This window comes from Marinomonas sp. 63XJN7_7_ISO-PGPR-S23-202, assembly GCF_056173505.1.
In genome coordinates this window covers 4,126,703-4,143,580 of the sequence record NZ_CM149677.1, presented here as the reverse complement: position 1 = coordinate 4,143,580, position 16,878 = coordinate 4,126,703, and the positions used below count along the sequence as shown (strand labels likewise).

Genomic DNA, 16,878 nt, shown 5'->3' with positions numbered 1-16,878 from the left:
GAGCTGGAACCCTAGGGTAATGTTCTTATTTTCAGACAAAGATGCATGTTTATCATGAATAGCGAGGGCAAATTGGCAAATCGATTTCAAATTGAACGGGTAGGCAAAAGCGATAGCTTAGCCAGTAATGTGGCAAAACAACTGGAGCAACAAATTGCTGCGGGTGCCATAGCCGTAGGAGATAAGCTGCCGACAGAAAATGAATTGTGTGATTTGTTTGGGGTGAGTCGAACGGTCATTCGTGAAGCGATTACACAGTTAAAGTCGTTAGGCTTAGTGGAGACTAAACGTGGTGTTGGAACCAGTGTATTGAGAACGCAAGCCGCAGAAACCCTGTTTGCCTATCAAATTGATCCAACTGCCATCGATGATATTTTGCACATTTTGGAAATGCGTATTAGCGTGGAAACCACGGCGTGTGAGCTGGCGGCATTGCGTCGTACAGAGGAAGAAGTGGCACTGTTAGAAGCCCATTTTCAAGCGTTTGATGAGGCACTAAGTCGTGGTGAACTGGCTCGCAAGGAAGACTATGAATTTCATTTGGCCATTTGTACCGCAACACGCAACCCGTTTTTAAAGCAATTTTATGAGCAGTTTAATAAGAACGTGATACCGAGAGCGAATTTAGTAAACAGTGATTTAAAACAGGTCGCAACGGACAGCTATTTACAGCGTGTGCGCTCAGAGCATCTTGAGATACTTAACTGTATTAAAAACAAAGATGCAGAAGGGGCCAAGCAAGCCATGCACAATCATTTGTATCGTGCTTACCATTTGTATCAGCGATACCAGGACAACAATAAATTCGATTAGTGTAGGCCTGACTCACTTTAATCGAGGCGTAGCAACTAGGTATTAGTGTTTTCATAACAAAAACTAGGGGAAGAGCATGCAAAGCAATACCATTCTTAAGGGAACATCACTCATCGCAGGCCAAGCAGTATTAGGCTCGGACAAGGCAGTCCATGGCATTAATCCAGCGACTAATGAGGTTCTTGAGCCTGGTTATTTAGGGTGTAGCAAAGCGCATGTGGATCAAGCGGTTGATGCGGCTTGGCAAGCCTTCGACCTATATCGTGCTTTGGACATTGAAAAAAGAGCGAGCTTTTTAGAATGTATTGCGGATGAGATTTCTGCCCTAGGGGATGCCTTAATTGAGCGCGCTGTTGCCGAGAGCGGACTGCCAAAGGCTCGTATTGAAGGGGAGCGCGGTCGTACAATGGGGCAGCTTCGTTTGTTTGCTTCGGTCATTCGCATGGGAGGATTCAGCGACGCTCGCATTGATCCTGCGATGCCGGATCGCACGCCGCTTCCTCGTGCTGATTTACGTTTGCAAAAAATTCCCTTAGGCCCTGTTGCCGTATTTGGTGCCAGTAATTTTCCATTGGCTTTTTCCGTGGCGGGTGGCGATACCGCGTCAGCACTGGCGGCGGGTTGCCCTGTGGTAGCGAAAGCCCATCCGGCTCATCCTGGGACATCGGAGCTGATCGGTCGTGCGATCCAAAGCGCTGTGGAAAAATCGGCTATGCCAGCAGGCGTTTTCTCTTTACTGTTTGTTTCAGATAACCAAATAGCTGGTGAGCTTGTGGCTCATCCTCATATTAAAGCTGTTGGTTTTACTGGCTCACGCAAAGGGGGACTGGCGCTGGTCAATATTGCTCAACGTCGTCCTGAACCGATTCCGGTTTACGCGGAAATGAGCAGTATTAATCCGGTTTTTGTGATGCCAAGTAAATTGGCGACCCAGGCGAAAAATGTGGCCTCCGGTTTTGTTGCCTCATTGACCATGGGGGCAGGGCAGTTCTGTACTAATCCTGGTTTGGTGGTTGCGTTAGAAAGTGACGGTTTTGACGACTTTTTAGCACAAGTCGCCGCAGATACCCGTGCATTGAACAGTCAAACGATGTTAACGGGGGGGATTTACGATGCTTACTGTGCCGGTGTTGCTGCCCTTGAAGCAAATAATAAGGTGACATTAGTGGCGAAAGGACAGCAAGCCGATACGCCAAACCAGTGCCAAGCCCATGTGTTTGTGACGGAAGCGAGCGCTTTTCTTGCTGATCAGGGAATGGAAGATGAAGTATTCGGGTCGACTTCTTTGATTATAAAATGCCGTAGCTTAGAAGAATACAAAGCCGTTGCGGAGCATGTGGAAGGCCAGTTGACGATCACTATTCAGATGAATGATGAGGATGTGGAAGCGGTGCGTACTTTGTTGCCAGTGTTTGAGCGCAAAGCGGGTCGTTTGTTGTGTAATGGCTACCCGACGGGGGTGGAAGTATGTCAAGCCATGGTGCATGGTGGCCCATTCCCTGCTACCTCTGACAGTCGTTCAACGTCGGTGGGCAGCGCTGCGATAGACCGCTTCTTGCGCCCTGTTTGTTACCAAGATTTCCCAGAAGCTTTGCTTCCTTGTGCGATTAAAAACAGTAACCCTATGTCTATTCCTCAGCTAGTCGATGGTAAGCTCATCGTGTAAAGTAACGGTTTTTACAACGAGCTGATAGGGCATGCATTGAAATGCATGCCCTTTATTGAGAGAAATATGTTACTAGAGACCAAAGGCGTTATTTTAGAGGTGGCGGCCCCTGTTTTATTAATGATTGCTGTCGGTGCTTTTTTGCGGCGGATTCGTTTATTAAACGATGATTTTATTCTCATTAGCTCACGTTTTGTTTTTAAAGTGGCGATGCCGACCTTGCTGTTTTTAGGCATGTTGTCGAATAATTTAAGCGGCTTGATCAGTTTGGATTTTGCCCTTTATTTTGCCTCGTCGATCATTCTGACCTTTTTATTTGCTTGGTTTCTCGCGGTAAGGCTTGATTTGCCTTCTAGACAGCGAGGGGTATTTGTGCAAATTGCCTTTCGTGGTAATTGTGGCATTTTTAGTCTCGCTCTTGTTGTGAATATGTTTGGCCAAGAGGGTGTGGCGATAGGTGGTATTATGGCGGGTCTGAGTATTCTGCTGTTTAATGTGCTGGCAGAAGTGATTTTGACGCGCTATAGCAAAGGGCATTTGCATCTGGTGTCATTGTTGAAAAGTTTAGTAAAGAACCCGCTGATTCTCTCCATTGTCTTGGGAACGGTTGCGAATCTTATGGATTTAAAACTGCCTTTATTTGTTCTCAAAACGGCACATTTAGTGGGGAACCTTTCTTTGCCTTTGGCCCTAATTTGTATTGGGGGCGCACTGGTGACCAGTGGCTGGGCGTTACCAAAACGTTTTCCGATTGCTTTAGCCTGTAAGGTGATCATTAGTCCAGCGTTGTTTACCTTGGTGGCTTTTCTCTTTGGTTTTTCGCAAAAAGAGTTACTGTTTTTGTTTGTCTTTTTGGCCGCGCCAACGGCGGCATCCGCTTATGTGACGGCGGTGGCAAAAGGCGATGATGGCAAGTCGACCGCCAATGCGATTGCCACCTCTACCGTCTTTTCGTCAGTGGTGATCGTGGTTTGTATCCCTATGATTATTGCCATGACTGGCGGTTAACATCGTACTTTTATGGCTGAACGAAACAGGAGGTTACTATGGGGAAAATAGAAGTATTGGTTGTCGCACCTGGCTACCCAACTCAAATGGCCGTGCTAGCAGAACGTTATCAATTACATCGTTATGACTTAGCGGATCAAGCTGGTAAACAGCAGATCATCAAAGCCCATGGAGAAGACATTCGTGCGGTTATAACAACGGGAGGCGGTGGCTTTTCTGAGTCGTTGTTGGACCAGCTTCCTAAACTCGAAATCGTTGCCTGTGGCAGTGTTGGTTTTGATTCTATTTGTGTTGAAGAGTGTATCAAGCGAGGTGTGGCAGTAACTAATACGCCGGATGTCTTGACCAATGATGTTGCCGATATGGCCTTGATGTTAACGCTTGCTACGGTACGCCGTCTGGTGCCAGGTATGGACTGGGTTCGTCAAGGGAAATGGCAACAAGATGGTCCGATCCAGCTTAATACTAGGATCGAAGGCAAACGTATGGGGATTATCGGTCTTGGACGAATTGGTAAAGCCATTGCGAAACGAGCAGAAAGCTTTGGCATGGAGATTAGTTACTTTGGCCGGCGTCCGCAAGCCGATGTGAGGTACCCCTATTTTTCAAATCTAAAGGAGATGGCGAACAATGTGGATATTTTGGTCGCCGCCGTTCCTGGTGGTTCCGAAACACAAGGTATGATTACCCGAGAAGTGCTAGAGGCGCTAGGTGAGCAGGGTTATTTTATCAATATTGCTCGTGGTTCGGTGGTCGATGAGCAGGCTTTGGTCGCGCTTCTCGAAGCCGGTGGAATTAAAGGGGCGGGATTAGACGTCTTTGTTGATGAGCCAAACGTGCCAGAAGCCTTATTCACGTTAGACAATGTGGTTCTACAGCCCCATTGCGCGAGTGGTACCCATGAAACCCGAGCGGCGATGGCGCAGCTGGTGGTAGACAATTTGGCGGCCCATTTTAGTCAAAAACCACTGTTAACCCCCGTCGGTTAAATTTAGCTATTTTTCGTTGTTACTTCTATTGTTCTAGAGGTGTGAGGATTGGTATCACCTTTTTAGTAAAATAAACATATGATGAATGTTGTATGATGAATTACTTTTGTGTTAAAAAGGTCTGTGCTTGTATGACCAACTCGCTTTTTGGATAAGCTCGTTATCAACGACATATTAGGGGATTAAAATAATGATAAAAAAATGTTCCATTAAAAAACTGGCTTCAGCATTGGTGTTAACTGGCTCCATTGCCGCGACTTTTACCTTGGCGCCATTAGCTCATGCTGATTGGAAAGGTTGGAATATTCACCCGGCAGGTTATCCCGTCACGGTGGGGATTGAATCTTTTATGAAGCATGTTGAGAAGGCGACGGACGGACGCGTTTCTGGGCGTGTATATAACGGTGGCATCTTGGGGGATCAAAATGATGCGATCCAAATGCTGCAAGTAAACGGCATTCAATTTGCGGAGTTTAACCTTGGGCCAATTGGTACCATGGTGCCAGAAGTCAATGTGGTGTCATTGCCTTTTATTTTCAAAAATGAGTCCCACATGTATCGTGTAATGGATGGCCCAGTAGGGAAAGAGTTGGCGAAAGCCATGGCAAAACAAGGGATTATTGCCTTGGCATGGTATGACTCCGGCTCCCGTTCTTTTTACAACACTAAACATCCGATCACGAAGCCTGCCGATATGAAGGGCATGAAATTCCGTGTCATGAACAACGAATTGTATGTCGACATGGTCAAAGAGTTGGGGGGGAACGCGACACCCATGGCGTACTCCGAAGTCTATCAGGCCTTGAAAACGGGTGTTGTAGATGGCGCAGAAAATAACTGGCCTTCTTATGATTCGAGCAATCACTATGAAGTGGCTAAATATTACTCGTTAACGCAGCATCTGATTCTTCCAGAAGTATTGGCCGTGAGCAAAGCCGCGTGGAATAGCTTGTCGCCAGCGGATCAAAAGGCGGTGAGGAAAGCTGCCCAAGACAGTGCTGTGCTCGAACGCAAATTGTGGGCAGAGCGGGTACAGGAAAGCCGTGCCAAATTGCTTAAGGCGGGTGTGATTGTCAATGAGATAAAAGACAAAGCCGCTTTCCGGGCGAAGATGAAGCCTGTCTATGCTGAAGCAGAAAAAGCCACCCCCGCTCTCATTCCTCTAATCAAACAAATTCAAGAAACACCTTAAGCTATTGAAGCCTTTACTCGGTATCGCTGGTAAAGGCTTCTCAATGTCGGGTGCCACTGTCTTTTACCGGTCAGTGGTGATCATTGATTTTGTAGAAGAGTAATGTGATGACTGCTTCAATTAAGGCCTCTTTTGTTAAGCGTTTTTTGGACGCACTTGCTTTTTTAGCCATGACGATCTCTGGCCTATGTATGATTGTACTGGTGGTGTCGTTTGGGTGGCTTGTCTATGGTCGATACGTATTAAACAACACGCCGACTTGGGTGGAACAAATGGCCATGCTATTGATCATTACCATTACCTTTTTGGGGGCTGCCGTTGGGATCCATGAAAGAACGCATCTTAGTGTTGATATGGTCTCTTTACTGTTGCCAGAAAAGGCCAATCGTGTGATTGATATACTGATCGATACCTGCCTTGCCGTGTTCGGTGCGGCCATGCTGTATTATTGCCAAGAATTGATGACGTTTGGTTGGTACCGATTAATTCCCTTATTAGGTATTCCCGATGGCCTTCGTTATGCCCCTGTTATGGTAGCGGGCGGCCTTATCTTTGTCTTTTCTTTATACCGTATCTTGGTTGGCATTCAAAAATTGTTTGTTAGTCAATCGGCTATTGTTAGTGGAGGCCAATAATATGGGCTTAGCATTATTATTGGGAGGATTTGGCCTCTTAACAATTATTGGCGTACCCGTTGCTTTTGCGTTAGGCATGGCGGCCCTAGGAGCCTTTTGGTATGAAGGTATTCCAATGATGATTGGCTTTCAGCGAATTATCTCTGGTATGTCATCTTTCTCTTTGTTAGCGATTCCCTTTTTTATTTTTGCTGGTGAGTTGATGTTGCATGGGGGTATTGCTGCACGACTGATTCGTCTGGCATCCGCCAGTGTAGGATGGATGCGTGGCGGCTTAGGCCAGGTTAACGTGTTCGCTAGCATGCTGTTTGGTGGTATCTCTGGCTCTGCGGTGGCGGATACCTCGGCGTTGGGGTCCTTGTTGATTCCAGTGATGAAAGAAAAAGGCTACGACGACGATTACGCGGTGAACGTGACGGTGACGTCCTCCATTGCGGGTATTTTGATTCCTCCCAGCCATAACATGATCTTATATGTGGTCGCTGCAGGTGGTGGGATTTCGGTGGCCAGTCTGTTCATGGCGGGTGTGGTACCTGGGGTGTTAATGTGTTTGTTGTTAGGCTATGCCGCACGTTGGATTTCAATTAGGAAGAACTTCCCAACGGAAGAGTTTGCTGGTTGGAAAGTGATTTTTATCTCCTTCTTGGCTTCTTTTCCGGGGTTAGTCACCGCGATTATTGTCGTGGGGGGCTCTTTGTCCGGCATTTTCACGGTAACTGAATCTGGGGCTATTGGGGCGATTTATGCCATTGTCATTACTGGATTAGTCTACCGTTCTCTGAGCTTAAAAGACTTTTGGGTGGCCGTGGTGCGTTCTGTTAGAACCACTGGTATGGTGATGGTATTGGTTGGTTGTGCTGGGGCATTTGGTTACATGCTGGCCTTATATGAAGTCCCCAAAGTATTGGCTCATGCACTAACATCCGTCTCCAGTAACCCTGTTGTTATTTTGCTATTAATGAATCTGATCTTGCTGATATTGGGCATGATTATGGACATGGCGGCCTTAATTCTGATTTGTACGCCGATCTTTTTGCCTGTGGCAACAGGCTTGGGGATGGATCCGATTCAATTTGGTGTCATGCTAATGATGAACTTAGGGTTAGGGTTATGTACGCCACCTGTTGGGGGATGCTTATTTGTTGGTTGCGCTATTGGACAAGTGCCTATTCAACGAGCCGTGAAAACGATTTGGCCTTTCTATATTGCCATTCTGGTTGCTCTGCTGTTGGTGACTTTTATTCCTTCTGTGTCGTTGGCCTTACCTAATTGGATCACCAGTTAACTTTACATTTTTACGAGAGGGAGCTGTCTATTTTCACGCTCCTTTTTAGATGAATTTTGCTTTAAGGAGTCATCTATGAAACGTGTTTTAATAACAGGCGCTGCCGGAAATTTAGGGACAGCTATGCGTAGCAAACTGGCGGGTTGGGCAAATGAGTTTGTGTTGTCGGATGTAAATCCAATCACCGAGTTGGGGGCAGGTGAAACCTTTGTGCAATGCGACCTTGCTGATTATGACAGTGTGATGGCGTTGGTCGAAGGCTGTGACGGGATTGTACACTTTGGTGGTGTGTCCACGGAAAATACGTTCGATAATATTCTCAATGGCAATATTAAAGGCGCCTACAACCTTTACGAAGCGGCGCGTAAACATGGTATTAAGCGCATTTTCTTTGCCAGCTCCAATCATGTCATTGGCTTCCATGACAGGGAGACGTTGCTGGATGCGCAAAGCGAGATGAGACCAGACAGTCTATATGGAGTTTCGAAAGGCTTTGGTGAGTTATTAGCGCAATATTACTTTGATAAATTTGCGATAGAATCGGCTTTGGTACGTATCGGCTCATGCTTTCCAAAGCCTTTGAATCGTCGTATGTTGTCGACTTGGTTGAGTGAGGGAGATTTAGCGGATTTGATTAAAAAGGTATACGCCGCTGATCGCCTTGGTTGTACCGTTGTGTATGGTGTATCCGATAACCCAAGTACTTGGTGGGACAACAAGCATGCAAAATTTCTAGGGTGGACGCCAAAAGACTCTTCAGAGGTGTTTGAACAGGAAGCTTATCTACAAGAAGAGGTTATCGATTCGAACGATCCGGCGGTGCGCTTCCAAGGTGGTCCATTTGCCAAAGCGGGTCATTTCGAAGACGACTAAAACTGGCTTGTTGGCTTTTACCTCTCGCGCTGACTTCACGATGTTCTAGCATTTTCATTGTATGGAGTTAAGAACAAAAAAAACGCCCGATTTGGGCGTTTTTTTAATGCATTAAAACTGTTTTATTATTTCACTAGCTCTGGTCCCATGACGCTATAAGGTAAAGCGGTGGAAAGCTCTGGGATGTAGGTTACCAGAATCAAGAACACCATTAATACCAACATAAAAGGTGTAGCGGCTTTTACGACGCGGGCTAAACTCATGCCTGTGATGCCTGAGGTCACAAAGAGGTTTAGTCCGATGGGTGGTGTGATCATACCGATTTCCATGTTAACAACCATGATGATACCAAGGTGAATAGGATCCACTCCGAGCTTCATCGCGATTGGGAAGACAACTGGGGCGACAATGACCAGCAAGCCAGATGGCTCCATAAACTGTCCGCCAATGAGCAGGAGAATGTTCACCGCAATCAAGAAGGTAAACCAGTTAAAGCCAACGCCTAACATCCATTCCGTGATCATTTGCGGAATACGCTCTGCTGATAAGGTATGAGCAAACAACAGGGCATTGGCGATGATAAACATCAGCATGATGGTGGTTTTGGTGCCTTCCAGCATTACCTTGCGAGACTCTTCACCAAACAGTGCAGGGAAAAAGCCTCGTAGCATCAATGAAAGATTACGCCCCCAAATAGGCAAGCCAGCAAACAAACAGGTTGCGATAGACTCCTTCAGATGAGAAGAGCGCTTGTAGACATAGAAGATCGCGAGTAACAAAGAGAAGACAGCACCCCAAAGAGCGCGGTCACCACCGGTCACGGTTTTGCTGTCCGCAAAGGCGAAGAAGGACAATATTTCCCAGACAAGGAAGAAAGACACACCATACACTGTGCCGTTAAAACCAACACGGGCATGAGGCGCGTCATTATCATTTGTCCAGGTTTGGCCTTTTAGGGGCCCCATATCTCGATAGACAAAGAGTGCTATGAAAATTGAGTAGACGGACGCGACCACCGCCGCTTCCGTTGGTGTGAACACACCACCGTAGATACCGCCCATGATGATAACGACAAGAAATAAGCCCCAACCCGCTTCTTTACCACCACGGATAAGATTACCAAAGCCTTTCCATTCTTCTGCCGGCAGATTTTTAATGCGGGCAACCACGTAGATGGCGATCATTAACATCACGCCAGCCAATAAGCCGGGAACGACCCCTGCCAAGAACATGCGACCAACGGACACATCTGTTGCGGCTGCGTACACCACCATTACGATAGAAGGAGGGATGAGTATGCCCAATGTACCTGCGTTAGCGATGATACCAGAGGCGAACTCTTTTGAGTAACCGACTTGGCGCATCCCTACAATGGCAATGGAACCGATAGCAACCACGGTTGCGGGGGAAGAACCCGACAACGCAGCGAACATCATACACGCCAAAACGGACGCCATGGCTAAACCACCACGGAAGTGTCCAACGCTGGCAATGGCGAAGTTAATCAAGCGTTTTGCGACACCGCCAGTTGACATATAAGACGAAGCGAGAATGAAAAACGGGATGGCTAACAAGGTATAATGTTGACCCGCTCCAAATAAAGAAATTGCTACCGACGACAAGGAGTCGTGGGAGAAAAAGGTAATAAACAAGATGGACGATAAGCCCAACGAGATACCAACAGGCAGGCCGATAAACAGCAGGGTCAGTACGAGACCGAATAAAATAATAGATTCCACAATAAAGCTCCTGCGTTAGTCTTTTAAAGAGTCTTTGTTGGCGCTGACGAGATCTTGCGCCTCGTGACCGCTGATCAACATGTCGCGCTTTCCTCGCGCAATATCGATAAAGGCCTGCAAAGAGCGATAAGACAGCATGGCTAAACTGATCGGCAAGATAATAAGCACTAACCAGCGTTGAACACGTGGTCTTAGGTCAAACATTTCTTGCATAAAGACCGGGTAACGCAGCTCTTCAGTACCAATGCCGATTTTGAACATTTTTGTCCAATACTCGATGGCCCCACCACGAGCATCGATGCCTAACATTGATAGCCAAGTTGCATCTAGGAGGATTAAGCCGTACATAATGGCCGCAAACGCGCCAAACAGAGATAGGGCTTTGGCAATGGGTTTAGGTACGGCGTTTAGTACAATGTCGACCCCTATATGGATACCCGTTTTAATGCCATAACTCATACCCAGTAGAATCAACCATGAAAATGCGACGGTGTTGAATTCCAATGCGGCATCCCAGCCAGTATTAAATCCGTAACGCGCAATCACCTGACCAAAAGACACTGCCATAATCGAAGAAATGACGATGATTAATAGGTTTTCTTCAGCGCGTTCCATCGCTTTGGGAAAGCATTTTTCCAGCACCCAAAGGATGATGATAAAAAATAATAAATATAAATGTGGCCAGTAGTATGCCATGGTGGTCTCCTGAACAAGTGGACCTGTCTATCTAAAAGCACAACGCAGACACAGCAAGACGAACCTCGTTATACAAGGATAAGAGATAGGTAAACTGTGAGGAGAAGGCCCTAATGTTGGCTCAATAGAGCCAACATTCTGCATAAAACAAAGGGATTATGAGTTGGCTGCGGCATTAACTAGATTTTCACCGATGTCGTTTTGGAATTTTTTCCAAACCGGTTTCATCGTTTCAACCCAAATTTGACGTTGCTCTGGTGTCAATACATTGATTTTGCCGCCGGCTTTTAAAATATTGGCGCGGTTTTCAGCTTCTTTCGCTTTCACAGATTGGTTCGCTTCCTGTGTTACTTCATCCGCAATTTGCAGGAATTGTTTGCGATCCGCTGGGGATAAGCTGTCTAGGAAGTCTTGAGACGTCATGAACAAGTAAGCCAACAATTGGTGGTCGGTTTGTGTGATGCTGTCTTGCACTTCGTAGAATTTTTTGGTGTAAATGTTAGACCATGTATTTTCTTGCCCATCCACAACACCAGTTTGCAGGGCGCCGTAGACCTCGGAGAACGCCATCGCTTGTGGTGACGCGCCCATGGCTTTGATCATGGCTTTGGCGACATCAGAGGTTTGGACGCGGAATTTCAAGCCTTTCGCATCGCTTGGTAAGATCAGCTTTTTGTTGGCAGAGAAGTATTTCATACCAGACATCCAGTAACCTAGACCAACGAAACCAACATTATCTTTCATTGCGTAGAGCAGATCTTTACCTTGAGGGCTGTTAGTAAAGCGGATGGCTTGATCCATGTTTTTGAAGATAAAAGGTAGGTCGAATACAGCGTATTTAGGCGTGTAAGAGCCAAACTTAGCAAGAGAAGGAGCAAGCAATTGAACATCGCCTAAAAGCAAGGCTTCTAATTCTTTTGAGTCGCCAAATAATGTTGAGTTAGGAAAAACTTCAACACAGAGTCTGCCATTCATTTCTTTGTTAACACGTGCAGCAAAATTATTCGCAGCCACCACTTTAGGGTGAGTTGTTCCCCCCGTAACGTGACTGAATTTTACAACGCGTTCGCCAGGATCACAGGCTGAAGAATCAGCCAATGCTGCGTTGGTGGCAAAAGAAAGGGCAATAGAGGTTAAGGCTAGGCTGATTTTTTTCATTATTTTAAAACTCCAAAACGAGATAGTTATTTTTATTGTCGTTTGATCTTAGCCAAACGAGTGCAGCACATTTAATCGTTGCTGTCTTACTGTTTACACAATCCATGCCAATTCTTTGTATTTATATCTAACTATTTGAATTTAATAGAATAAATTGGATTTTGGCCAAAATAATACAAAGGCTGATGAAGATATTAAGAGTGGAAGCTCACACATAAAATAACGGGCATGGGTGGATTTCCGCCAATTTTTATTGTTATTGAAGTAGGCGTAGCGAGAGATCAAGAAAGATTGGCTGGCAGATCAAGAAGGAGAGACCAAGTCTTAACTAGGACTGGCTCTTAGGCGGGGCAAATATTGCCTGTTTGAGTGTCTGTTTCAAAGCCAAATGAAGGGCTTTCCGCCCTGTCAGTTTGGCTGCTTTCAACTGAGACGACGACGCTCTACCTAATATGGCATCAAACAACAGAGTATCGAATGATGAATGCGCTTTGAGTTTACCTTGGTAGGCTAACTGAAAAAACGCGTTATAAAGGGCCGCTCGAACACTATCAAAAGGGCGATGAGCATAACAAAACAGATGTAGGTCCTGTTTGTCCTGTTCGCTTATTAATACATGAGCAGGGGAGATTACCTGATGAGGCCATTGAACAAGCTGGATAATAAGCGCTGTGGATAAGTCTTGATAGCAGAGTAGTAAATTCGTTTGAAAACGCTTCAGAAACAGACTGTACCACTGTTTGGCTTGTTGCTCGGCGAGTGAGGTGAGTGGTTTGACCATCATCAAAGAGTAGCTGCCGCTGGCTTTGTCTTTGCTCGTACCCAGTCTTACACTGATAAAGCCATTTTTTTGCCAAAACGCAACGATATCAGGGCTAGCGGCAAAGCTGGTACAAAGAAAATCGACTTTGCTTCGGGCGGCTTCTGTGATCTGTTTGAGCAAATGGCTCGCTAGTCCTTGACCTTGCTGGTTAGGCTGAGTGGCAATGCGGCTGATACGCCAATAGCGATAGTGTCCCGCTTCGATGAAGCCTTCATGAGCCATTAGCGACTGAGGAACGAGGTGGCCTCTAGGGCGGCGGGAGCCTTCTAGTACGGCTTGGCTTAGATCGTCTGGTAGGTCACCTTCTTCGGTAATAATTGCCACACTGTTAATGGTCATATTACTCATTACCAGAGGATTTGTCGTTATCGTGGGGATCTCTGTCTGCGCTGGTTTAGCCGCTTTGTTGGGGGAGTCTGATTGAGCTAACCACGTGGTGACACTTGGGTCATCCAACATCCATCTAATATTATCTGGCGAAGTTTGATAGTGAGCATTTACTAATAGCGAAAAAGTCACTTTTAGATGCTCAGGTTCCTGTAGCCACTCTTGTCCTTGTCGGGTACTGATGAGCTGTGTTGCACTTTGCTCTGAAGTATTGGAATGGGCTTCAAACGGTGGACATAGAAAAAATGTGTTATTAACCCATTTTTCGAGTGGGTCATTTTCCCCCCATCGAATCGGTTGGGTTAAAGAGAGCCTTTTTAAGGGCGTTGATTTTCCTTCGCGTGGCGCTTCTAAAGTCTGACAGAAGCGAATACCAAAGCCTCGTCCTGCCCCCTCATAGCCATAATCTGTTGTGCTAAATACACATTGCTTAGACTTATCCAACAGAGCGGTTAGTACGGGAATGGGAAGACGAGCGGCTTCATCAATAATCAGATGTTCCCATTGGTCCTCCATCAATAGCAGGGTGTCCGGTGCATAAAAAGGCATCTCTGGTGCCATCTCTTTGTTATCAGATGACACGTTAAATGAGGTGAATTGATCATCATATTGTTTGCGAAGGGCAACCAATGCGTCTGGTGTGGCGGCGGTAACGGCGACTTTCTTACCCGCTTTTACCCACTTGGCTAGGGTATCACCAAGTAAGGTGGATTTGCCTCGCCCCCGTGAAGCTATCAACACATGAGTCTCGTCGGAAGACGATAATAAAGACTTTTGTGCGATTTCTTGTTCTTGTGTCAGAGTGATTTTGTGCTGGGGGTGGCGCACTGTATGGTTTTGTGGCGGTGTAAGTCTATCAATCTGTTGAGGGCAGATATATTGGAAGGGGCTGTGTGGATGGATAAGCTGGTTGAGGATATAGCGTTTAAAGTGCGACTTTATTTGATCAGGGCGATAAGGCCAAGGTAGATAGCGGGCCATTTCCTGGTCTTCTTGGCTTAGCCAATTATGCTCAGGTGCATCCGGTAAGCCGATGGCAAATACTCCATCACCTCTTACTGCGCCAGCTAATATGGCGATCACACTAGCAGAGATCCCCCATGTTATATCGATTAAAATGGCGTCATAGGTTTGTCCAAGGGTATTCTTTATTTGTTTAAATAAGCGAATATCCGCGTTTGGTCGTTTATTGAGGTCGCGATAAATCGCTTCATCGTGGGTACAAATGAGGATTGAATCTTGTGTATTAGAAACGCAGGAAAAAGCGGCGTAAATTTGCGTGGTATTTCCTGTGAAGAGATAGCAATGGCGGTGCTGTAAACGGGCTAAATTCGGCATAATCATTCCTTGTGGTCACGGTATGATACTGTGACCATGAGCAATAGCCAACGTTGGTTAGAATCGAATGCTACAGTTTTGTGGACGGAACATAAGGAAGGTCTTTTACAACCTTCCTTAGTATCTCATCTTACTTTAGTTTAAAGGTTTTGAGATCTTCTTGAAGATCGTTAGCCAATTGGTGGATGTTGTTACTGTGATCTTGCGACGCATCCGCTTGTGTTAACGTGCTGCCAGAGGCTTCTTGCAGCGTTTCTGTATTCTGACGAATTTGTGTGGCGGCAACACTTTGTTCTTCTGTCGCGGTGGCCACATTTGTTGTGCCAAGCGAGACTTTTTTCATCGACGTCAGTATACGGGACAAAATATTACGCGTCTCTAGGACTTGGCTGACACTATTGTCTACTTGGTCTCTCCCTTGTTCCATCTCTTTCACCGCTGAGCGGCTGTTTAGTTGTAGTGTCTCAATCACTTTGCGAATTTCTTCTGTGGATTGCTGTGTGCGTTGTGCCAAGATTCGCACTTCATCTGCAACGACGGCAAAACCTCGTCCTTCCTCACCTGCACGCGCCGCTTCAATGGCCGCATTCAGCGCCAGTAGATTAGTTTGTTCGGCTATCTCATTGATAACAGAGACTACCTTACCAATTTCGGTTGAGCTTTTTTCAACCTCCTCGATGGTTTCTGAGGCTTGACTAAACGCATTGGCAAGCTTACCAACCGTTTCTTCGACGCGTTGCATCGCCTCATTGCCGTTTTGCGTAATGACTTGGACGTTGTCCGATTCGGTAGAGACATCGGTCGCATTGTGCGCGACATCTTCTATGGCTTTCGAGATCTGAATAATAGCAGAAGCCACTTGAGTACTGATATCCTGACTGTAATTCGCGCTGTCGGTTAGTGATTTATTGACGTTTGAAATCTCGTGGCTGGAATGGAGGAGTTCAATGCTCGAATGCTGGACTTTTTGAATGAGGCGAATCAAATTATCGCGCATATGAATGGTATCATTACGCAATAAATCGATTTCATTATTGGAGTCTTTACTTAATTTATTATGAAATCGAAAAGCCAAATTGCCTCTTCCTAATTCATGCAATCCTTGAGAAATTTCTTTAATTGGCGAAAGTGCACGACGAATAAACAGCCACAACACTATTGCTAGCGCTAGGCCAAATGCAGCAGACACCGAACTGACAATCCATAAGGTTTTATTAATTTCGGCTTGATATTCATCGTCATAAGTTTTTAATACCACGACCCAGTTCCAGCCTTTTACTCTCTTAAACAGGGCAATAGCGGAACGAGCAGAGGTGTTTTGGCCTTCTACTTTTAATGAGTAGTGTATGATGCCTGATTTTTGTTGAAACAGTTTTTCAAACGTATTCGCGAGTTGTGGATTACGGCTTAGCATATTTTGCCCGACTAAGGCTTTACTCGGGTGAATAATGATGTCCCCTTTATGCTTTCCTGCCGCCGTGACATAGACATACCCTGTTTTGCCAAACACCATTTTATTTAGCGTATTAGCGATTGGTGACGTGATTTTTTGAATAGGAATAAGCAGTTCATAATATAGGTTGCTCTGCCCCGATACTTTTTTATAGTAAGTGAAGTAGGAGACATTATTGAGTGTATCTACACCCAAATAATCGGAATTATCCTGGATGGCTTTGTAACCTTCTGTATTGTTTCCTAAATCACTACCAGCAGCCAAAACATTGTTCATGGAGCTAGCAACGCGAATGATCTGATCTCCTTGCTTGATCAGCAGACTTACGTCAGATTCTGTCGATGTAGCGAACTGTTGAATAAAACGGCTATTTCCATTAATAACTTGGTTATTTAACTTGATTGAGGGGGTTTGCGTACCGTTAATGGTCAGTGGCGTATTCGAGTCGACAGTTACCTGTTCCAGCATATCATTAAGAAGAGCACCGTTGCGCATCATAACGCGTTGCATTAAGTGATACTTGCCCTCAAGTTGGTTGCTGACCAACTGGACTTCTTTTTTTTCATGACTGATAACAATGTCATTGATTTGCTGTTTTAGTTGTACGTTGATGATAAAAGTTAAAGCAACGAAGATAATAATAACAAAAGCGAGTGTCCCTAGACCGAGTTGCCTTGGTAGCGGGTATTTTTTGAAAAATGCGAGCATCTCATGGATCCTTAATTCAGGGGATATTGTAGTTGAGTCATTTAAAAGAGAAGCGTTTTCACAATGATGTTATGAAACAAGCAATTTTTTGTTTCTTTGTTTTATTTTGTAATTC

13 protein-coding genes are annotated in these 16,878 nt (G+C 45.6%); 8 read left to right on the top strand and 5 right to left on the bottom strand.

The genetic code is table 11. The features are described 5' to 3' along the window. Positions 1 to 54: 54 nt before the first annotated feature. The 8 genes from AC0VYG_RS19175 to AC0VYG_RS19140 all read left to right on the top strand — a co-directional run bounded on the left by AC0VYG_RS19175 (position 55) and on the right by AC0VYG_RS19140 (position 8,461). Positions 55 to 813, top strand: a complete 759-nt coding sequence (locus tag AC0VYG_RS19175) for a FadR/GntR family transcriptional regulator (protein WP_475429501.1) — start codon at positions 55 to 57, stop codon at positions 811 to 813. 76 nt (positions 814 to 889) lie between these two features. Continuing rightward, positions 890 to 2,479: an aldehyde dehydrogenase (NADP(+)) gene (locus AC0VYG_RS19170; RefSeq protein ID WP_475429500.1), complete on the top strand. Its 1,590-nt coding sequence runs from the start codon at positions 890 to 892 to the stop codon at positions 2,477 to 2,479. A gap of 66 nt (positions 2,480 to 2,545) precedes the next feature. Continuing rightward, positions 2,546 to 3,487 carry an AEC family transporter gene (locus AC0VYG_RS19165; protein ID WP_475429499.1) on the top strand — a complete coding sequence of 314 codons (942 nt, stop codon included), beginning with the start codon at positions 2,546 to 2,548 and terminating at the stop codon, positions 3,485 to 3,487. 38 nt (positions 3,488 to 3,525) lie between these two features. Further along, a complete protein-coding gene (locus tag AC0VYG_RS19160) occupies positions 3,526 to 4,476 on the top strand; it encodes a 2-hydroxyacid dehydrogenase (RefSeq protein ID WP_475429498.1) in 951 nt (316 codons plus the stop codon). Positions 4,477 to 4,666: 190 nt separating this feature from the next. Beyond that, positions 4,667 to 5,668, top strand: coding sequence for a TRAP transporter substrate-binding protein (locus AC0VYG_RS19155; RefSeq protein WP_475429497.1), 1,002 nt, complete (start codon positions 4,667 to 4,669; stop codon positions 5,666 to 5,668). Between the two features lie 107 nt (positions 5,669 to 5,775). Further along, positions 5,776 to 6,303 (top strand): TRAP transporter small permease, encoded by a 528-nt coding sequence (locus AC0VYG_RS19150; protein ID WP_475429496.1) that lies wholly within the window; start codon positions 5,776 to 5,778, stop codon positions 6,301 to 6,303. A 1-nt stretch (position 6,304) separates the two neighbouring features. Then, on the top strand, positions 6,305 to 7,588 hold the full coding sequence (locus AC0VYG_RS19145; protein ID WP_199477528.1) for a TRAP transporter large permease: 1,284 nt from the start codon (positions 6,305 to 6,307) through the stop codon (positions 7,586 to 7,588). Positions 7,589 to 7,663: 75 nt separating this feature from the next. Next, positions 7,664 to 8,461 carry an NAD-dependent epimerase/dehydratase family protein gene (locus tag AC0VYG_RS19140; RefSeq protein WP_475429495.1) on the top strand — a complete coding sequence of 266 codons (798 nt, stop codon included), beginning with the start codon at positions 7,664 to 7,666 and terminating at the stop codon, positions 8,459 to 8,461. A gap of 125 nt (positions 8,462 to 8,586) precedes the next feature. On the opposite strand, the gene AC0VYG_RS19135 is transcribed toward AC0VYG_RS19140, so the two are convergent. The 5 genes from AC0VYG_RS19135 to AC0VYG_RS19115 form a co-directional block, all read right to left on the bottom strand. Beyond that, positions 8,587 to 10,200: a TRAP transporter large permease gene (locus tag AC0VYG_RS19135; RefSeq protein ID WP_475429494.1), complete on the bottom strand. Its 1,614-nt coding sequence runs from the start codon at positions 10,198 to 10,200 to the stop codon at positions 8,587 to 8,589. 15 nt (positions 10,201 to 10,215) lie between these two features. Beyond that, entirely contained in the window at positions 10,216 to 10,896 is a 681-nt protein-coding gene (locus AC0VYG_RS19130) for a TRAP transporter small permease (protein ID WP_475429493.1), read from the bottom strand. 156 nt (positions 10,897 to 11,052) lie between these two features. After that, entirely contained in the window at positions 11,053 to 12,054 is a 1,002-nt protein-coding gene (locus AC0VYG_RS19125; protein ID WP_475429492.1) for a TRAP transporter substrate-binding protein, read from the bottom strand. Positions 12,055 to 12,382: 328 nt separating this feature from the next. Further along, positions 12,383 to 14,602 carry a GNAT family N-acetyltransferase gene (locus tag AC0VYG_RS19120; RefSeq protein WP_475429491.1) on the bottom strand — a complete coding sequence of 740 codons (2,220 nt, stop codon included), beginning with the start codon at positions 14,600 to 14,602 and terminating at the stop codon, positions 12,383 to 12,385. Between the two features lie 130 nt (positions 14,603 to 14,732). Continuing rightward, positions 14,733 to 16,763 carry a methyl-accepting chemotaxis protein gene (locus tag AC0VYG_RS19115; RefSeq protein WP_475429490.1) on the bottom strand — a complete coding sequence of 677 codons (2,031 nt, stop codon included), beginning with the start codon at positions 16,761 to 16,763 and terminating at the stop codon, positions 14,733 to 14,735. Positions 16,764 to 16,878 lie beyond the last annotated feature (115 nt).